Origin of the sequence: Streptomyces sp. NPDC051921 (genome assembly GCF_040680975.1) — a bacterium.
Classification (GTDB): Bacteria; Actinomycetota; Actinomycetes; order Streptomycetales; family Streptomycetaceae; genus Streptomyces.
The window spans coordinates 20407-39265 of sequence record NZ_JBFAXU010000026.1 but is presented as its reverse complement, the minus strand read 5'-3'; the positions used below and the strand labels follow the sequence as shown (position 1 = coordinate 39265).

The 18859-nt window shown below is 74.3% G+C and carries 17 protein-coding genes and 2 pseudogenes; 11 read left to right on the top strand and 8 right to left on the bottom strand.

All coding sequences use genetic code 11. The annotated features are described in order from the left end of the window. Positions 1-140: 140 nt before the first annotated feature. From AB0M16_RS29650 to AB0M16_RS29640, 3 genes are all read right to left on the bottom strand, one after another. A complete protein-coding gene (locus AB0M16_RS29650; protein ID WP_365348310.1) occupies positions 141-746 on the bottom strand; it encodes a hypothetical protein in 606 nt (201 codons plus the stop codon). A 204-nt stretch (positions 747-950) separates the two neighbouring features. Further along, positions 951-1784, bottom strand: a complete 834-nt coding sequence (locus AB0M16_RS29645) for an MOSC N-terminal beta barrel domain-containing protein (RefSeq protein WP_365348308.1) — start codon at positions 1782-1784, stop codon at positions 951-953. Positions 1785-1821: 37 nt separating this feature from the next. Then, positions 1822-2337 carry a DUF6643 family protein gene (locus tag AB0M16_RS29640; protein ID WP_365348306.1) on the bottom strand — a complete coding sequence of 172 codons (516 nt, stop codon included), beginning with the start codon at positions 2335-2337 and terminating at the stop codon, positions 1822-1824. Between the two features lie 245 nt (positions 2338-2582). On the opposite strand from AB0M16_RS29640, the pseudogene AB0M16_RS29635 reads away from it, so the two are divergent. Continuing rightward, positions 2583-2816: pseudogene (locus tag AB0M16_RS29635) on the top strand (TerD family protein); the annotation flags it as partial. Between the two features lie 125 nt (positions 2817-2941). On the opposite strand, the gene AB0M16_RS29630 reads toward AB0M16_RS29635, so the two are convergent. Further along, positions 2942-4117, bottom strand: coding sequence for a glycosyltransferase (locus AB0M16_RS29630; protein ID WP_365348304.1), 1176 nt, complete (start codon positions 4115-4117; stop codon positions 2942-2944). Between the two features lie 58 nt (positions 4118-4175). On the opposite strand from AB0M16_RS29630, the gene AB0M16_RS29625 reads away from it, so the two are divergent. The 7 genes from AB0M16_RS29625 to AB0M16_RS29595 all read left to right on the top strand — a co-directional run bounded on the left by AB0M16_RS29625 (position 4176) and on the right by AB0M16_RS29595 (position 12069). Continuing rightward, positions 4176-4961: an aspartate/glutamate racemase family protein gene (locus AB0M16_RS29625; RefSeq protein ID WP_365348302.1), complete on the top strand. Its 786-nt coding sequence runs from the start codon at positions 4176-4178 to the stop codon at positions 4959-4961. Between the two features lie 59 nt (positions 4962-5020). Next, on the top strand, positions 5021-5578 hold the full coding sequence (locus AB0M16_RS29620; RefSeq protein ID WP_365348300.1) for a hypothetical protein: 558 nt from the start codon (positions 5021-5023) through the stop codon (positions 5576-5578). 256 nt (positions 5579-5834) lie between these two features. Then, entirely contained in the window at positions 5835-7442 is a 1608-nt protein-coding gene (lnt, locus tag AB0M16_RS29615) for an apolipoprotein N-acyltransferase (protein ID WP_365348298.1), read from the top strand. A 34-nt stretch (positions 7443-7476) separates the two neighbouring features. Further along, positions 7477-7959 carry an NUDIX domain-containing protein gene (locus AB0M16_RS29610; RefSeq protein WP_365348296.1) on the top strand — a complete coding sequence of 161 codons (483 nt, stop codon included), beginning with the start codon at positions 7477-7479 and terminating at the stop codon, positions 7957-7959. A 55-nt stretch (positions 7960-8014) separates the two neighbouring features. After that, entirely contained in the window at positions 8015-8848 is an 834-nt protein-coding gene (locus AB0M16_RS29605; protein ID WP_365348294.1) for a 3-hydroxybutyrate dehydrogenase, read from the top strand. Positions 8849-8924: 76 nt separating this feature from the next. After that, positions 8925-10814 (top strand): GAF domain-containing protein, encoded by a 1890-nt coding sequence (locus AB0M16_RS29600; protein WP_365348292.1) that lies wholly within the window; start codon positions 8925-8927, stop codon positions 10812-10814. A 55-nt stretch (positions 10815-10869) separates the two neighbouring features. Continuing rightward, positions 10870-12069 carry a CaiB/BaiF CoA-transferase family protein gene (locus tag AB0M16_RS29595; protein WP_365348290.1) on the top strand — a complete coding sequence of 400 codons (1200 nt, stop codon included), beginning with the start codon at positions 10870-10872 and terminating at the stop codon, positions 12067-12069. Between the two features lie 232 nt (positions 12070-12301). Here the strand turns inward: AB0M16_RS29595 and AB0M16_RS29590 are convergent, their stop codons facing one another. Beyond that, entirely contained in the window at positions 12302-13156 is an 855-nt protein-coding gene (locus AB0M16_RS29590) for a LysR family transcriptional regulator (RefSeq protein WP_365348288.1), read from the bottom strand. A gap of 132 nt (positions 13157-13288) precedes the next feature. Between AB0M16_RS29590 and AB0M16_RS29585 the strand changes: the two genes are divergently transcribed. After that, complete coding sequence (locus tag AB0M16_RS29585) at positions 13289-14116, top strand: EamA family transporter (RefSeq protein ID WP_365348460.1); 828 nt, start codon at positions 13289-13291, stop codon at positions 14114-14116. Here the strand turns inward: AB0M16_RS29585 and AB0M16_RS29580 are convergent. Both AB0M16_RS29580 and AB0M16_RS29575 read right to left on the bottom strand, forming a co-directional pair. Beyond that, on the bottom strand, positions 14105-15211 hold the full coding sequence (locus tag AB0M16_RS29580) for an AI-2E family transporter (RefSeq protein WP_365348458.1): 1107 nt from the start codon (positions 15209-15211) through the stop codon (positions 14105-14107). The genes AB0M16_RS29585 and AB0M16_RS29580 overlap by 12 nt on opposite strands. 105 nt (positions 15212-15316) lie before the next feature. Further along, positions 15317-15898, bottom strand: a complete 582-nt coding sequence (locus AB0M16_RS29575; RefSeq protein WP_365348286.1) for an NUDIX domain-containing protein — start codon at positions 15896-15898, stop codon at positions 15317-15319. Between the two features lie 117 nt (positions 15899-16015). On the opposite strand from AB0M16_RS29575, the gene AB0M16_RS29570 reads away from it, so the two are divergent. Continuing rightward, entirely contained in the window at positions 16016-16621 is a 606-nt protein-coding gene (locus AB0M16_RS29570; protein WP_365348284.1) for a hypothetical protein, read from the top strand. Between the two features lie 157 nt (positions 16622-16778). Here the strand turns inward: AB0M16_RS29570 and AB0M16_RS29565 are convergent, their stop codons facing one another. After that, positions 16779-17729, bottom strand: a complete 951-nt coding sequence (locus AB0M16_RS29565; RefSeq protein ID WP_365348282.1) for a threonine/serine dehydratase — start codon at positions 17727-17729, stop codon at positions 16779-16781. Between the two features lie 240 nt (positions 17730-17969). Between AB0M16_RS29565 and AB0M16_RS29560 the strand changes: the two are divergent. Continuing rightward, a pseudogene (locus AB0M16_RS29560) lies at positions 17970-18857 on the top strand (serine/threonine-protein kinase); the annotation flags it as partial. Positions 18858-18859 lie beyond the last annotated feature (2 nt).

The following is an 18859-nucleotide window of genomic DNA, read 5'->3' as shown; positions in this document are numbered from 1 at the left end:
CGCCTCGTGCGTCGACGCTGATCCGGGACCCGGGATCCCGTGCTCCGGAAGCCGGATCCGGGATCCGATGCCCCACCGTAGCGCGCGTGGCGCCGCCGGGTTGACGGGTCGACGCGTCGTCGGCGTCTTCCGCCCCGGCGTCAGCTGCCCGTCCCCGTGCGGCCCCAGTCGGGACCGGCCTGGGCCCAGGCGCGGTCGAGACGTGCGTACCGCCGCTGCATCAGCCGGTGTACGACCAGCCGTCGGGCGGTCTCCACCAGGAAGCCGGTCAGCAGCGCGACGGTGAGCCCGGCGATCAGTGCGTGGGCCCGGGCCGTGCCGGCGGCCATGGGAGGGGTCACCGCCCGCCCGCTCCGGTCGGTGTACAGCGGGAACATGTCACCGGGGTGCGCGTGCTCGCGGGCGGTGGTCACGGTGCCGGTCCTGCGGCTGCCGTCCGGCGCCGTCCAGTCGGCGACGACGGCGGGTCTGAGCCGCTGCTCCCCGGCCAGCTCGGCGGTCCGCTCCCCGACCGCCTCGTCGGCGGTCCGCACCACCCGGGCGACCGTCGGCACGCGCTCCTGCTGCTGCATGCGTACGGAGCGCTGCAGCGAGGTGTTCGCGGAGACGCCCGCGGCGAAGCCGGCCAGCGGCACGGCCAGGCAGAGCAGCACGGCGGCCGTCAGGGCCACCCAGGCCTCGGCCAGGTCCGTGGTCCGGCGCAGGGGATTGTGCCGCCAGCGCCAGAGCCCGATGGCTGCACGCACGCTCCGCACCCCCTCGTCACGTCGACGGCCCGGCACGGGCCCTTCGGCGGTTGCCGTTCTTCCAACGAGTGTCCCCCGGGGGTGGGTTCCGCGCCTGTCGGGAGGAATTTCCCGCGGGCGGGGGCGGGGGGCGAGGGCCGGAAGAGGGTGGCGGGCCGGGGGCGAGGGCGCGGCCGGGACGAGGCTCGGCCGGGGCCGCGGGCGTCAGTCGAGGATCTTGACCGGGTCGCCGACCCGGATGACCCCGCGGTGCTCGGGCACCAGGTTCTGGCCGAAGATCAGCCGGTTGCCGTCCTTGCGGTGCCGGGCCAGGGTGCGCAGCGGTTCCTTGCCCCGCTCGGACGTCTGCTGGTCGGTGGTGGTGACCACGCAGCGGCCGCAGGACCTGGCGACGCGGAAGGCCACGTCGCCGATGGAGATCCGCCGCCAGCCGTCCTCCGCCCAGGGAGCGGTACCGTCGACGACCACGTTGGGCCGGAAACGGTTCATGGGCAGCGGGCCCTCGTCGGCGTGATCGCCCTGGGCGATGAGGGAGTTGAGGGCGTCGAGCGAGGAGCTCGTGGCGACGAGCAGGGGATAGCCGTCGGCGAAGCTCACGGTCTCGCCGGGCAGTGCGTAGTCGGGGTCGACGGGACGCCGGTGGGCCGGGTCGTCCATGTGCACGAAGCGGACCGCGCTGTCGAGGTAGGCGCTGAACCACGCGTCCGCCGCGGCATCCGCCGGGACCGACTCGACGACGGTGCCGAAGACGTCCACCGGGACCGTGACGGCCGCGGCGGAGAGGCGCGGCACCTCCACCGTCAGCGTCTCGTGGCCGGGCGCGGACAGTGTGACCGCGCCGTCTTCCGACAGCGCGGCCGACGCCAACGCCAGCCGTGCGTGCTGGCGTTGGGTCACGACCTTGCCCGCGGTGTCCACGACGGCCCAGCGGCGGTCACCGGCCAGTCCCCATGGCTGGACCTCCGCCTCGGCGGGTGAGAACCCGCGCAGTGCCTTGACCGGGTGGACGTGGACGGAGCTCAGGACAGGAGTCGACATGCCTTCATCCTGCCAGTCGCTCCGCCCGGTCCGCGGATCAGTATCCGCGGCCCTGGTAGGGGCGGTTGTACGGGTCGTCGTACGGCGCGGGCGCCGGTACCGGCCGGGGGGCGGCCGGGCGCATGGCCTCGTACCCGGACGCCACCGGGCGCTGCTGCTGCGGCGCCTGCGGACCCGGGTAGCCGCGCGGAGCGACGGGCTGCTGCGGGATGTACGGGGTCGGCGCCTGTTGCAGCGGCACGGGGGCCATCAGCTGCGTCGCCGGGGCCATCTGCGGCGCGGGCTGCGGATAGCCGTAGCCGCCGTTGCCGCCGTAGGCGGGGGCGGGCTGCGGGGTGGGCGCGGCCGGGAGGGCGGGCAGGGCCGCGGGCAGCGCCGGCAGGTAGCTGCTGCTTCCGGAGAAGCCGCTGCCGGAGTCGTACGCGGAGGGCACTCGGATCGGGGCGATCTGAGGCGTGCCCCGCTCTGCGACGAGGGAGTCGTAGATCGGGGTGTCGGGGAACGACGGCGCGGTGTAGTAACCGCCTCCGTAGGTGGAGCGCGGGGAGGTCATGGCCATAAGTTAAGCCCACGATGTGCTGGTTGGGGAGCCCGATAAGAGGGTTGTTTGACGGGTTGGTTGAGACCTCCGATCGGCAATGTGAGCGAATCTGACAAAATCGGTCGCCCCAGAGGTGGACGATCTTGAAAAACCCGAGCTCGGGAGGGGTTACCCGTGGGTCACGGAGAGTGCCCGGCATGCCCGGTCTCAGCTCCGCGTAAAGGAATCTTGATGCGGCGGGAGCCGCAATGTGGGGGATGTTCACGCTTAAGGGAGCCAATGTTCCGCTGAGGGCACGGGGGATCCGGGTGGAATTGGAGTGGCGTTCAGGAACAGGGGTGCCCGTCGTCGATGCCTCCGCGCTCCTTCTCGTCTCGGGAAAGGCGCGCTCCGACGCGGACTTCGCTTTCTTCGACCGGCCCGCGCACGCCTCGGGGGCCGTGCGCCACGAGGGTGAGCGGGCGGGGGACGGCACGACGACGGACGTCCTCACCGCTCATCGTCCGCCGCGAGGCGGCCTCCCCGGCCGGAGAGCCCGGCGTCGGCATGCAGGGGACGGCCGACCGGAACCACGGCTGGGGCATGGACCGGCGGCCCGCCGTCACGTGACCGCCCCTCAGCGGTCCGGCGCGGCCTCGGGGCGGGCGTACGTACGCCCCTTCCAGGCCGCGCCCCGGCCGCGGTGGTGCTGGACCGCCGAGTCCACTGTCATCAGCAGGTAGAGCAGAGCCGTGAACGGCAGCAGCGGGGCGAGCCAGGGCGGCTGCCGGTAGTACCGGAGCATCGGCAGGTACGTGCCCGCCATCACCGCCCACGCGAGCCCGCCGGCCCACGCCGCCCGGCCGTCCCCGGTGAGGATCCCGGCGACCAGCGTCACGGGCGGCGCCAGATAGACGAGCGCGAGACCGGCGACCGTGCCCGCGAGCAGCAGCGGGTTGTGCCGCAGCTGCGCGTACGCGCTCCGCGACACCATCCGCCACAGGTCTCCCCATCGCGGGTACGGGCGGATGCTGTCCACCCGGTCCGCGAGGCCCAGCCAGAGCCGGCCGCCCGCCCGCCGCACCGCCCGGGCCAGCGACACGTCGTCGATCACGGCCTGCCGGATCGCCTCCGGCACCCGGGCCCGCGCCGCCGTCTCCGACCGCAGCAGCACGCACCCGCCCGCCGCCGCCGTCGCCAGCGGGCGCCGCCGGTTGATCCAGCGGAACGGGTACAGCTGGCAGAAGAAGTAGACGAAGGCCGGCACGATCAGTCGCTCCCAGCCGCTCGCCACCCGCAGCCGCGCCATCTGCGACACCAGGTCGAGCCCGTGCCCCGTCGCCGCCGCGACGAGCCGGCGCAGGCTGTCCGGCTCGTGTGCGATGTCCGCGTCCGTCAGGAGCAGGAACTCGGGTCCACGCGCGCGTGCCTGTGCCATACCGTGCCGCAGCGCCCACAGCTTCCCCGTCCAGCCCGGCTCCGGCTCGCCCGGCCGTACCACCGCCAGGGGCAGCCCGCCATGGCGTCGCGAGAGATCCTCGGCGACCACCGTCGTGCCGTCGGTGCTCCCGTCGTCCACGAGGATCACCTCCGCACGCCCCGGATAGTCCTGCGCGAGCAGTGAGGGCAGGCTCAGCGGCAGCACCTCGGCCTCGTCCCGCGCCGGGACGACCACCACGACCGCCGGCCAGGCCTCAGGGCCGTCGACCGGCGCCGGCAGACGCTGGTCCGTGCGCCAGAAGAAGCCCTGGCCGAGGAGCAGCCAGCACCACACAACCAGAGAAGCGATCGCGATCCAGGCAAGTGGGCTCATTCGCCGCAGTCTGCCCCAGATTGCCGGGGAAGCAAGGGCGGTCGGCTAGGGTGACCGGGTGAAGATCGCGCTCATGGACTCCGGAATCGGCCTGCTCCCGGCAGCTGTGGCGGTCCGCGCCCTGCGGCCCGACGCAGATCTGGTGCTCTCCTCGGACCCCGAGGGCATGCCGTGGGGCCCGCGTACCGCCGAGGACCTGACCGAGCGTGCCCTCGCGGTCGCCCGGGCCGCCGCCGCGCACGCGCCCGACGCCCTGATCGTCGGCTGCAACACCGCGACCGTCCACGCCCTGCCGGCGCTGCGCGCCGCGCTGGAGCCGCACATCCCCGTGATCGGCACCGTGCCCGCGATCAAGCCCGCGGCGGTCGGCGGCGGCAAGGTCGCCATCTGGGCGACCCCGGCCACCACCGGCAGCCCGTACCAGCGCGGGCTCATCCGCGACTTCGCGGCGGGCGCCGAGGTCACCGAGGTGCCCTGTCCCGGCCTCGCCGACGCCGTCGAGCACGGCGACGCCGCCGCCGTGCGCCGGGCCGTCACGGCCGCGGCGGCGCTCACGCCCCTCGACGTCCGGGCCGTCGTCCTCGGCTGCACCCACTACGAGCTCGTCGCCGACCCCATCCGGGACGCACTGCGCCGCACCGACCACCCGCCGGTCGTTTTGCACGGCTCCGCCGGGGCAGTCGCCGCACAGGCGCTGCGGCGGATCGGCCTCGAAGCCGACCCCGTGGCGGCTCCCACCGGAAGGCTGACCGTGCTCCTGAGCGGCCGCACCGGAGAGCTCCCGCAGGCCGCGCTCGGCTACGCGGAAGGCCGCGCCCTGGGGGCGGCGACCGCCGCGCACTGAGCGTGTCCGGACGGCTCCGCTGAGGCGCCGACACGACGAAACGTGCGTAGGCTGGCACCATGAGGGACCACTCCCCGAACCAGGGTCCCGAGGGACCCCCACCCCTGGTCTGGACCGGGCGCGCGACCAACCGGATGCAATGGCTGCCGGCCGTCGCCGGAGTCGCCTGCCTCGCGCTCGGTATCGCGCTCGCCGTCGAGTCGCCCTGGACCTCGGGCATCGCACCTCTGCTGATGGCCGTCATCGGCTGCGTCGCCGCCGGCCTCCTCGTGCTCTTCGGCACGCTCGCCTTCGTCCACGTCGCGGTCCGGGTCGACGACCACGCGATGGAGGTGCGCTGCGGGCACATCGGCGTCCCACGCCGCCGCATCCCCCTCTCGCACGTCGTCGGCGCCGAGTTCGCGCCGTCCGTCACCCCGCGCCAGTGGGGCGGCTGGGGCTACCGCTGGCGGCCCGAGAAGGGCACGGCGGTCATCGTGCGGCGGGGCGAGGGGCTGGTCCTGCGGCTCGGTGACGGCCGTACGTTCACGGTCACCGTCGACGACGCGGAGTCGGCGGTCAAGGCCATCCGCGCGCTGCTCCCCCGCTCGACCCCGCCGGCCCCGACGGGCGTCTGACGACGACGGGCGAGGAGGGGCGGCGGAGCCGGCCGACCCCCTCGTTCTCCGGCGCGGCGCCCTGAGGGGAGGCCGCCGGGCAGGGAGTCCGGGCCCGGCGGGCCGTGACGTGCCGGGGGGCCGACCGTCCCGCCCGGGGAGCCCCGGACGAAGGCCGGGGGGCGACAAATCCTTCACGGGCGCGGGGTGCGGGGTGGGTCGGCCGTCCGCAACGGGTGCTGCCGGTGGCCGGGGCGCGCGCCGTAGACTCCCCGACGTGAGCACCACCATCGCACCCGCCGACGTGCCCGAGTCCGTCCCCGCCCCGGAGCGGGCCCGTGGGGTGCGGCGGTTGCTGCGGCCCGGCGCGGCCGTCCTGTCCGGGGTGCTGCTGTTCCTGAGCTTCCCGCCCCGCCCGCTGTGGTGGCTCGCGCTGCCCGCCTTCGCCCTGCTGGGCTGGACGCTGCGCGGCCGGCGGCTGCGGGCCGGGTTCGGGCTGGGGCATCTGGCGGGGCTCGGCTTCCTGATGCCGCTGCTCGTGTGGACCGGCGAAGAGGTCGGCCCGGTGCCGTGGCTGGCGCTCGCCGCCGTGGAGGCGCTGTTCGTCGCCGCCGTCGGCCTCGGGATCGCCGCCGTGTCGCGGCTCCCCGCCTGGCCGGTGTTCGCCGCCGCCGTGTGGATCCTCGGCGAGGCGGCACGCGCGCGCGTGCCGTTCGGCGGCTTCCCCTGGGGCAAGATCGCCTTCGGTCAGGCGGACGGGATCTTCCTGCCGCTGGCGGCCGTGGGCGGCACCCCCGTCCTCGGTTTCGCGGTGGCCCTCTGCGGCTTCGGTCTGTACGAGCTGGTGCGCTTGGTCCGGGCCCGGCGCGTGGCCGGGAGCGGTACACCGCCCGCCCGGGGGCAGCTGCTCGCGGCCGCGCTCGCCGCCCTGGTCCCGGTGACCGGTGCGGTCGCCGCGCTGCCGCTGGTCTCCGACGCCGCCGAGGACGGCACGGCCACGGTCGCGGCCGTGCAGGGCAACGTGCCCCGCCTCGGCCTCGACTTCAACTCGCAGCGGCGCGCGGTCCTCGACAACCACGCCAACCGCACGCGGGAGCTGGCCGCCGCCGTGAAGGCGGGGCGCGAGCCGCAGCCCGACTTCGTGCTCTGGCCGGAGAACTCCAGCGACATCGACCCGTACGCCAACCCCGACGCGTTCGAGGTGATCGACGAGGCGGTGCGCGAGGTGAACGCGCCGACCGTGATCGGCTCCGTCATCGCTCCCGAGACCGGCAAGCTGCGCAACACCCTCATCGAGTGGGACCCGCGCAAGGGCCCGGTCGCCGAGTACGACAAGCGGCACGTCCAGCCCTTCGGCGAGTACATCCCGATGCGGTCCTTCGTGCGGATCTTCAACAGCGACGTCGACCGGGTACGCCGCGACTTCGGCCCCGGGAACAAGATCGGCGTCTTCGACCTCGCCGGGACGAAGGTCGGTCTCGCGACCTGCTACGAAGCGGCGTTCGACTGGGCGGTGCGCGACACGGTCACGCACGGGGCGCAGCTGATCACCGTGCCCAGCAACAACGCCACCTTCGGCCGCAGCGAGATGACCTACCAGCAGCTCGCGATGTCCCGGGTGCGCGCCGTCGAGCACAGCCGCACCGTGGTCGTCCCGGTCACCAGCGGCGTCAGCGCGATCATCCGGCCGGACGGGCGGATCATGGCGGAGACGAAGCTCTTCACCCCGGACGTGCTCGTCGAGAAGGTGCCGCTGCGGTCCTCGCTGACCCCGGCGACCCGGATGGGCACCCTTCCGGAGGCGCTGCTCGCGGCGGTCGCCGTGGCCGGTCTGGGCTGGTCGGCGGCCCGGTCCGTTCGCGCTCGCAGGGCTCGGGCCGTCTGAGCGGGAGCCTTCTCCGGTGATCTAGGGTCGTTCCATGGGTACCCCTGACTTCATCCGCGACCTCCGCGTCTCCGCAGGCCACCAGCTGCTCTTCCTGCCGGGTGTGTCCGCCGTCGTCTTCGACTCCCGTGGGCGCGTACTGCTCGGCCGGCGGGCGGACACCGGCATGTGGGCGATCGTCGGGGGCATCGTCGAGCCCGGCGAGCAGCCCGCCGCGTGCGCCGTGCGCGAGGTGTACGAGGAGACGGGGGTGCGCTGCGAGGTGGAGCGGGTGGTGCTCGTGCAGACCCTGCGGAAGCCGGTCGTCTACCCCAACGGCGACCAGTGCCAGTTCATGGACGTCTCGTTCCGCTGCCGGGCCGTCGGAGGCGAGGCACGGGTCAACGACGAGGAGTCGACGGAGGTCGGCTGGTTCGAACTGGACGCGCTCCCGGCGATGAGGCGGTTCTCGCACTTCCGTATCGAGCAGGCACTGAAGGACGAACCCACATGGTTCGACCACACGCCCATGGGTTGAACTGTGTGTCCAGCGCACATCGGTCGGGGGTGTGGCGCTTCATAAGGTGCGGAGCATGAGCGCCCCCACCACATCAGGGCCCCTTCCGGCCCAGGCCCCCGCGCCCCGGCCCGCACCCGGGGCCGTCACCCTCGACCTCTCCGGGCGCACCGCGCTCGTCACCGGCGCGGCCAGTGGCATCGGCCGCGCCTGCGCGCTGCGGCTCGCCGCCGCCGGAGCCCGGGTCAGAGCGGTCGACCGCGCCGCCGAGGGGCTGGACGCACTGTCCGAGGGCTCCGCCGGGCTGCCCGGTGAGGTCGAGGCGCGGCTGCTCGACCTCACCGATCTCGACGCGGCCGAGGCGGCCGCCGCCGGCGCCGACATCCTGGTGAACAACGCCGGGCTCCAGCTCGTGCGCCCCATCGAGGACTTCCCCGCCGACGTCTTCCACACCGTCCTCACCGTGATGCTGGAGGCGCCGTTCCGGCTGATCAGGGGCGCGCTGCCGGAGATGTACGCCCGAGGCTGGGGCCGGATCGTGAACATCTCCTCCGTCCACGGGCTGCGCGCCTCCGCCTACAAGTCCGCGTACGTGGCCGCCAAGCACGGACTGGAGGGCCTCTCCAAGACCGCCGCCCTCGAGGGCGCCCCGCACGGTGTCACCTCCAACTGCGTCAACCCCGGGTACGTGCGCACGCCCCTCGTCGAGCGCCAGATCGCCGACCAGGCCGCCGCCCACGGCATCCCCGCCGAACGCGTGCTGTCCGACGTGATGCTGAAGGACTCCGCGCTCAAGCGGCTGATCGAGCCCGAGGAGGTCGCCGAGGCGGTGCTCTACCTCTGCACCCCGCACGCGTCCTTCGTGACCGGCACCTCGCTCGCGCTCGACGGGGGCTGGACGGCCCACTGAGCGCCGCGAACGTTGTCCACAGGCGGTTGTCCACAGGGCTGGTGCGACCCCCCGTACGACAGGTATCCCTGTGACCATGACCCACGAACAGGCCGTCTACCTGGAGCTCCTGGCCCGCGGCGCCGCCACCGAGGCGTACGACCGCCCCGTGCTGCTCGCCCGCGCGAGCGGCGCGGGGCCCGAGCAGCTGGCCGGGCTGGAGCAGGCCAAGCAGCTCGCGCTCAGGGTCCGCGCCGAGCTGGAGGGCCGACGGCGCCGCGAGGCCGAGCTGTCGGCCCTCTTCGAGACCGCGCACGACCTCGCGGGTCTGCGTGACCTCGACGACGTGCTGCGCGCCATCGTGCAGCGCGCCCGCTCCCTGCTCGGCACCGAGGTGGCCTACCTCAGCCTCAACGACCCGGTCCGCGGCGACACGTACATGCGGGTCACGGAGGGTTCCGTCTCCGCCCGGTTCCAGCAGGTCAGGCTCGGCATGGGGGAGGGGCTCGGCGGACTGGTGGCCCAGACCGCCCGGCCCTACGTGACCGACGACTACTTCCGCGACGAGCGCTTCCAGCACACCGAGTCCATCGACAGCGCCGTCGGCGACGAAGGCCTGGTGGCGATCCTGGGCGTGCCGCTCACCCTCGGCAGCCAGGTCATCGGCGTGCTCTTCGCCGCCGACCGGCGGGCCCGGGTCTTCGAGCGGGAGCAGGTCGCCCTGCTCGGCTCGTTCGCCGCGCACGCCGCCGTCGCCATCGACACGGCCAATCTGCTCGCCGAGACCCGTTCCGCCCTCGCGGAGCTGGAGCGGGCCAACGACATCATCCGTGAGCACAGCGGGGTCATCGAGCGCGCCTCCGAGGTCCACGACCGGCTCACCGAGCTCGTGCTGCGCGGCGGCGGGGTCCATGACGTGGCCGCCGCCGTCTCCGAAGTGCTCGGCGGCGCCGTCGAGTTCGTCGAGGAGCGGCCCGGGCCCGCGAGGATCACGGAAGGACACGCGGGCCGGCACGGCGACGACTGGGTCGCGGCCGTCTCCGCCGGCGGCGAGACCTTCGGCGCCCTCGTGCTGCGCGAGCGGCCCGACCTCGATCCCGTCGACCTGCGCACCCTGGAGCGCGCCGCCCTCGTCACCTCGCTGCTGCTGCTCGCCCGCCGCTCCGCCGGCGAGGCCGAGCAGCGCGTCCGCGGCGAGCTCCTCGACGACCTCCTCGACGCACCGGACCGCGACCCCGGGCTGCTGCGCGAGCGGGCCGCGCGGCTGCGCACCGACACCGACGCCCCCCACGTGGTGCTCGCCGCCCGCATCGACCGGGCGGGCGCCGGGGCGGAGGCGGACGCCGGCGGCCGGGAGAGCGCGGACCGCCAGCGGCTGCGCTCCGCCGCCTCCCACCTGGCCGCCACGCGCCACGGCCTGGCCTCCGCCCGCGACGGCGGCACCGTCCTGCTGCTGCCCCTCGGCCCGGGCGAGAGCGCCGCCGAACTCGCCCGGCAGACCGCCAGACACCTCGGCGGGGCCCTGCGCGAGGCCGTCACGGTCGGCGCCTCCGCCCCCGTCACGGCCCCCCTCGCCCACCCCGAGCGGGTGGGACCCGCCTACGACGAGGCCCGCCGCTGCCTCGACGCGCTGCGCCTGCTGCGCCGCCAGGGCGAGGGCGCCGCCGCCGAGGACCTCGGCTTCCTCGGCCTGCTGCTCGCCGACACCCGCGACATCGAGGGCTTCGTCGAACGCACCATCGGCCAGGTCGTCGCCTACGACCGCCGCCGCGGCACGGACCTCGTGCGCACCATGGACGCCTACTTCGCCAGTGGCATGAGTCCGGCGCGGACGAAGGACGACCTCCACGTCCATGTGAACACCGTGGCCCAGCGCGTCGAGCGGATCGGCCGTCTCCTCGGTCCCGACTGGCAGTCCCCGGCCCGCGCCCTGGAGATCCAGCTGGCCCTCCGCCTGCACGCCCTGTCGAGCGCCGTCATACGCTGAACGCACCCCACGCGCACCGCACCCGGTGAACACCACGGCCCCAGGAGGTCGCCCGATGACCGGTCTTCCCCCGGACCTGCCGCTGTCCGGCATCACCGTCGTCAGCCTCGAACAGGCGGTGGCGGCCCCCTTCGCCACGCGCCAGCTGGCCGATCTCGGTGCCCGGGTGATCAAGGTCGAGCGGCCGGGAGAGGGCGACTTCGCACGCCGGTACGACACCACCGTGCACGGGGAGTCCAGCTACTTCGTGTGGCTCAACCGGTCCAAGGAGTCGATCACGCTCGACCTGAAGACACCGCAGGGGCGGGAGGTCCTGGAGCGGCTGCTCTCCGAGGCCGACGTGTTCGTGCAGAATCTCGCGCCCGGCGCCGCCGCCCGCCTCGGCCTCGCCCCCGAAGCCCTCGCCGAGCGCTTCCCGTCGCTGATCGCCGCCGGACTCTCCGGCTACGGCACGAGCGGGCCCTGGGCCGACCGCAAGGCGTACGACCTCCTCGTCCAGTGCCAGACCGGCCTGGTCTCGCTGACCGGCAACGAGCACGGCGCCGCCCGCGCCGGGGTGTCCGTCGCCGACATCGCCGCCGGCATGTACCTGTACACCGGCATCCTCACCGCCCTGTTCACCCGCGCCACCACCGGAGTCGCCCGCGCCGTCGAGGTCTCCCTGTTCGAGGCGCTCGCCGAATGGATGCACCAGCCCGCCTACTACACGCGCTTCGGCGGCACCCAGCCCCCGCGCATCGGCACGCGGCACGCCACCATCGCCCCCTACGGCGCCTTCACCGCCGCCGACGGCAAGGACGTGCTGTTCTCCGTCCAGAACGAGCGCGAATGGGTCGCGCTGTGCGAGCGGTTCCTGGAGGAGCCGGAGCTGGCCGCGGACCCGCGCTTCGCGACCGGCTCCGACCGGGTCGCCCACCGGGAGGAGCTCGACGCCCTCGTGGCCGAGCGTTTCACCCGCCTCGACAGCGGGACGGCGATGAAGCTCCTGGACGAGGCGGGCGTCGCCAACGCCGGCGTCAACGACATGGCGGAGTTCCTGGCGCACCCCGTCCTCGACGCCCGCGAGCGGTGGCGGGAGGTCGGCATACCCGGCGGCGCCCGGGTCCCGGCCCTGCTGCCGCCGGCCGACCTGTCCGGCACCACGCCGCGCATGGACCCCGTCCCCGCCGTGGGCGAGCACACCGAGCGCATCCTGGCGGAGCTGGGCTACGAACCGTCCGACATCGCGGACATGCGCGCGGACCACGTCGTCTGACGGCCCGTCCGTCCGCGCCCACCGTCCGCGAGAATCCGTCCGCGAGAATCCGTTCGCGCCCGTCCGTTCGCGCCCGTCCGTTCGCGCCCGTCCGTTCGCGCCCATCCGTTCGCGCCCGTCCGTTCGCGCCCGTCCGTTCGCGCGGGTCCGTTCCCGCCCGTCCGGGTGTCCGCTGACCCTCCCGCCCCGCCCCCCCTCGGCCCCAGGGCGCGGTCCCCGACCGCGGCCGGGCTCACGCCGAACGGTAGAGCGCCGACAACAGCTCGATCACGGCCTGGGCCGCGGGATGCGGGTCGTCCCGCCACCAGGCCAGCCGCACCGCGACCGGCTCGGCGTCGCGCACCGGGCGGTAGACGACACCGGGCCGGCGGTACTGGCTGGCGGTGGCCTCCGCGCTCATGCCGATGCGGCGGCCGGTGGAGATCGCGGTGAGCCAGTCGTCCACGTCGTGCACCTCCTCCGTCGCCGGCCGGGAGTCCGGCGGCCACAGCTCCGGAGTGGTGGTGCCCGTGCGCCGGTCGATCAGCAGGGTGTGCCCGCTGAGATCGGCGAGCCGCACCGAACGGCGCCTGGCGAGGGGCTCGTCGGCCGCCATCGCGCACAGCCGCCGCTCCAGACCGACGATCGCCGAGTCGAAGCGCCGGTCCTCCAGGGGCCTGCGCAGCACCGCCAGATCGCAGGAGCCCTCCGCGAGCCCGGCGGTCGGCGAGTTCACCCGGATCATCTGGAGCTCCGTGCCCGGATGCGCCGCGGCCCACCCGCGCTGGAACGCCGGGGTGTGTCGCCCCAGCGCCGACCAGGCGTAGCCGATGCGCAGCGCCCGCTCCCCGGAGCCGGCCTCCCGGACGAGCTCGTCCGCCGCGTCCAGCACCCGCCGGGCGTGCGCCACCACCCGTATCCCGGTCGCGGTGGGCGTCACGGAGCGGGAGGTGCGGCGCAACAGGCGCACACCCAGGGTCTGTTCGAGCGAGGCGAGGGTGCGGGACACGGCCGCCTGGGAGACGCCGAGGGTGAGGGCGGCGTCCGTGAAGGTGCCCTCGTCGACGATCGCGAGGAGACAGCGCAGCTGCCGCAGTTCCAGATTCATACGCCAAGCGTATAGATGCCTTCCGGCCATGCATTTTGTGCAAGCTCCGGCGACGAGGACGATCTCGCCATGCCCGCAGCCCCCGCCACCTCCACCTCCACCGCGCCGGCCCCCGCCGAGCACCCTCACCGCATGTCCCCCGCCGGTGTCGCCGCCATGCTCGGCAGCGGCCTGTCCAACCAGATCGGCGCCGCGACCGGTTCCCTCGCCTTCCCCGTACTCGGCCCGGTCGGAGTGGTCGCCGTCCGTCAGTACGTCGCCGCGATCGTCCTCCTCGCCGTCGGCCGGCCCCGGCTGCGCTCCTTCACCCGCCGTCAGTGGCAGCCGGTGATCCTGCTCGCGGTCGTCTTCGGCACCATGAACCTCTCCCTCTACACGGCCATCGACCGGGTGGGCCTCGGCCTCGGTGTGACCCTGGAGTTCCTCGGCCCCCTCGCCATCGCCCTCGCCGCGACCCGCCGCCGCGTCGACGCCTGCTGCGCGGTGCTCGCCGCCGCCGGCGTCGTCACCCTCATGCGCCCCCAGCCCACCACCGACTACGTCGGGATGGGCTTCGGCCTCCTCGGCGCCGTCTGCTGGGCCGCGTACATCCTGCTCAACCGCACCGTCGGCAGCCGCATCCCCGGCGCCCAGGGCAGCGCCGCCGCGGCGGCCCTGTCCGCCCTGATGTTCCTGCCCGTCGGCCTCGTCGTCGCCCTGCGCCATCCGCCGACCGCCGCGTCCCTCGGCTACGCCGTCGCCGCCGGCGTCCTCGCCTCGGCCGTCCCGTACCTCGTCGACCTCTTCACCCTCCGCCACGTCCCGCCCGCGGCCTTCGGCCTCTTCATGAGCGTCAATCCGGTCCTGGCGGCGGTCGTGGGCTGGATCGGTCTCGGCCAGAGCCTCGGCTGGGCGGACGGGGCGGCCATCGGCGCCGTCGTCACCGCCAACGTCCTGAGCATCGCGGCGTCACGGCGCTGAGCCCGCCCGGTCCGGTGGCGAGTCCTCCGCCGCCGCCCGCTCCGCCGCCCGGGCCTCGCGGAGGGACGTGTGAACGGCCCACACCACCGAGACCAGCGGTACGGCCACGACCGCGCCCACGATGCCGGCGGCGATCGACCCCGCGATGACCGAGATCGCCACCACCAGGGGGTGCAGCCGGACGGCCCAGCTCATCACCAGGGGGTGCAGCAGATGCCCCTCGATCTGGCCGATCACCACGATCAGGGCGATCACGATCCCCGCCACGAGCGGCCCCTTGGCCGCCAGGGCGACGACGGCGGCGACCGCGAGCGCGACCGGGGAGCCGATCAGCGGGATGAACGCGGCCATGAACTCCAGGAGGGCCAGGGGGACCGCGAGGGGCACCCCGAGGAGCCACAGGGCGATCCCCACGAGGACCGCGTTCGTCGCCGCGACCAGCACGATCCCGTGCGTGTAGCCCGTGAACGTACGCCAGGCCGCCCGCCCGCCGACATCCGCCCTGACCCGTGCGGACGGCGGCAGCTGGTCCCGGAACCAGCCCCACTGCCGGTCGCCCGAGTGGATGAAGAACACCGAGGAGAACAGTGCGAGGGCCAGTGTGGTCAGCACCGCGACCAGCCGGTGCGCCCCGCTCACCGCCTCACTGACCAGCGTCGAGCGATGGCTCGACAGGAACTCCCCGATCCGGGACTGGACATCGGTCAGCGCCCGCGGGTTCAGCCGGAACGGCGGCTGCTCCAGCCAGTGCTCGATCCGCCCGATCCCCTCCCGGAACTCGCGCACGAGCGTCGTCCGCTCACCCGCCACGGCCTCGCCGACCAACGCGAGGATGCCCAGGACCAGGGCGATGCCGCCGAGGAGCGTCAGGGCCACCGCGAGCGGGCGGGGAAGGCCCTTGGCGACGATGTCGGCGACCGGCCGCAGCAGGGCGGTGATCACCAGGCCCAGGAACACGGCCACACCGATCTCGTGAAAGCGCCCGAGCACCGCGAACAGCGCGTAGACGAGCCCGCCGACGACGAGCACGCGCCACGCGTAGGCGGCGGCCGTACGGAGGAGGGGGGCGACCGCGGGGGCCGAGCCTGGCTGCATGGCCATCGACGTACCACCCCGACGACGCCCGCCCACGCCCCCGCCCGCACATTCCCCCGACCGGGGCCGCCACCCGCTCCACCGCCCGCCCGCGGCGCGCGACGGCTACACCCAGCGGTAGGTGGCGTCCGTGACCGCCGGGAGAGCCGCGTCGCCGACCGTGCTGAAAGGACCGAGGTGCGCCAGGTGAGGCCCGATCGGCGGGAAGACCGGCAACCGCCCGGTCTCGCGGTGGTCGATCCACACGACGTGCCCCGTCTCGTGCCCGCCGTCCGGCAGCTCGTCGTACTCCTCGGTGGCCAGCCCCGCCCGCACGGCCGGGGTGACCCGCAGACGGTGGATCAGATGCAGTTTCCGCGGCGGCGGCGTGGGCCCGGGCCGGCTGACCCGCTGGTCGACCGTCCACACGAGCTCGCCCCCCTCTGCCTGGGCGATGTCCAGACCCAGCTCCTCCCGGAGCTCACGGGCGAGGGCGTCCCGCAGGTCCTCGCCGGGCTCGACGTTGCCACCCGGGGTCGAGAAGTGGACGGAGCCCGGCCGGTCGCGCCGGATGAGCGCGACCTCGTCCCCGCAGTAGACGAGGGCGCTGACGCGGATCTTCAGCGTGCCGAAGGGCACGGCGGCGGGGCCGGGCGTCGCGGTCGCACCGGGGGTGGGCACCGGCGCGGGCTCGGGGATCGGCGTCATGGGGCGAGTATCACGCAGGAGGAATCTCTCGGGGGTCCTGTTCGGGGGTCCTGTTCGAGTGGCGGTGATCGCGTGACAGGGTGGGCGGCGGCACGGTGTCGTACGGGAGGGGTACGCGTGGGGGAGAACGGGATAGCGCTGGTGGTGGCCGTCGTGGGCGTCGTCGGCACCCTGGGGGCCGCGCTGCTCACCCAGTCGAGAGCCGACCGGTCGAAGCAGCGGGAGCTGCGGGCGGTCGCCGAGCAGCAGCGGGAGGAACGGCGGCACGCCGAGTCGGTGCGGCGCTCCGAGCGGCGCGAGGAGCAGGCGCGGGAGCGCCTTGAGCTGCGGCGGGGCTGCTACATCGCGCTGAACACCGGGGCCCGGCAGTACCTGACCGCTCAGGTGAACCTTGCGCACGCGCTGCGCGGGCGTGGCGACCGGGCCGCCCGCCTGAAGGACCTGGAGGAGCAGCGCATCGCCTTCCGGACCACCTACGCCGAGGCCCAGATGATCGTCCCGGCGGCGGTGCTGGCCTCGGCCGCCGAGGTGAGCCACTGGCTCAACGGGGGCTACGGGAGCCTCAAGGGGCTCGCCGGGACCGGTGACGACACCCCGGGGGAGGACGAGTTCGGCTCCTTCCAGGAGCGGGTCGACCAGGCGTGGAAACTGCTCACCCGGATGCGCGGCGTCATGCGGCGCGACCTCGCCATCGACGACGAAGAGGAGGAACAGCCCGGCTGAGCCACGGGGACCTCGTACGCGGACCGGACCTTGCGCGGACGGGACCTCGTACGCGGACCGGACCTCGTGCGCGGACCGGACCGTGCGCGGACGGGACCTCGTGCGCGGACCGGACCTTGCGCGGACCGGACCGCGGGCGCGCGGGGCGGTGGGCGCACTACCTGACCAGGTCGGCGGGGTCGGTGTTGGCACCGCACAGGACCACGCAGACCTTCTCGCCCGGCGCGGGCCGGTACGCGGGGGTGGTGGAGGTGAGGGCCGCGAAGGCGGTCGCGGCGGCGTGCTCGACGACCAGCCGGCGCTCGTCCCACAGGGTCTGGCGGGCCCGCACGATCTCGGCGTCCGGGACGAGGACGGTGCGGGTGTCGTCCTGGCGGGCGGCGTGCAGCGCGGCGGCGGACACCCGGCGCGCGCCGAGGGCGTCGGAGGCCACCGAGTCGACGGTCACGTCGACCGGCGTCCCGGCCTCCAGCGCGGCGTCGAGCGCACGGCAGTGCTCGGGCTCGACGGCGACCGTGCGCACGCCGTGCCGCCGCGCGGCCGTGGCGACCCCGGCGAACAGGCCGCCCCCGCCCACCGAGACGACCAGGGTGTCGAGGTCGGGGACGCGCTGGTGGATCTCCTCCATGAGGGTGCCCGCCCCGGCGGCGATGAGGGGATGGTCGTACGCGTGCGAGGCCAGCGCCCCGCTCTCCGCCGCGTACTCCTCGCAGGCGGCCAGGGCCTCGGCGTACTCCGTACCGGCGAAGCGCACGTCCGCGCCGTACCCGACGAGCCGCTCCACCTTCAGCTTCGGCGCGGACCCGGGCAGGAAGACGGTGGCCGGCACGCCCTGCCGCCGCGCCGCCCACGCGCACGCGAGGCCCGCGTTGCCGCCGGAGGCGATCGTCACTCCGGCGCTGGGCAGGGTGCCCGCCTCCCGGTGCGCCTGCAGGAAGTTCTGTGCGCCGCGCGCCTTGAACGACCCCGTGTGCTGCAGGAACTCCAGCGCGAAGAACAGCTCGTAGCCGCGCCCGCCGGTCCCGCCCGGTGCGACGGCGACCGGCCGGACATGCCCGGCTACCCGCTCGGTCGCGTCTTTCACATCGTCGTAGCCGAGGCTCTGCACGCTGCTCCTCCTGACGGCCGGTACGGACCCCGATGTCCCGACGATCATCCCACCGTCCCGTCGTCACCGGCCGGCGTGTCGGCGCGTTCGGTCCCCCGTCCCGGCCGGTCCGGCCGCGCCGATCGTCCGAAGCCCCGGCGCGAGGGAAGGAAAGGTGCCGTACGGACACCTCGCGCGGGCCGCTCGGGATCGTGGCAATGGGCCTGTGCAACCCGGGCAGTTGGACTATCTTCCTTGCTCGTGGACCAGTCGATCGCCGAAGACCCGACCCGCATCGGCCCGTACCGGCTCATCGCCCGCCTGGGGGCGGGCGGCATGGGCCTGGTCTATCTCGGGCGTTCCGAGGGGGGACGCACGGTCGCCGTCAAGGTCGTGCAGGCCGAGTACGCCGGGAACGCCGAGTTCCGCAGACGCTTCGCGCGTGAGGTGGCCGCGGCACGGCGGGTCGGCGGCAGCTGGACGGCGGCCGTGCTCGACGCCGATCCCGACGCGGACGTGCCGTGGGTGGCGACCCAGTACATCCCCGGGCCCGATCTGCACACCGTGGTCGCCGAGGACTTCGGCCCGCTGCCCGAGGACTCCGTACGCGCCCTGGCCAACCGCCTCGCCCTCGCCCTGCGGACGGTCCACGAGGCCGGACTCATCCACCGCGACCTCAAGCCGTCGAACGTGCTCGTCACCGTCGACGGGCCCCGCGTCATCGACTTCGGCATCGTCCGCGCCATGGACAGCCTGACCGGCGACAGCCTGCACACCCACACCGGGATGCTGATCGGCTCGCCCGGATTCATGTCGCCCGAGCAGGTCCGCGGTCTCGAACTGACCCCCGCCAGCGACGTGTTCTGTCTCGGGGCCGTACTCGTCTACGCGGCCACCGGGCGCATGCTCTTCGGTGCCACCGACACCGGTCTCAACGCCCACCTCTTCCGCGTCGCCGAGGAGGAGGCGGACCTCACCGGCGTGCCGGACTCGCTGGTCGGTCTCGTACGGGCCTGCCTGGAGAAGGACCCGGCACGGCGACCGACACCGCAGGAGATCGCCCAGGCCACCGTGACGGACGACACGACGGAGTGGCTCCCCGGATCCGTGCTGGCCCAACTCGGACGGCACGCCGCCCGATTGCTGGACTT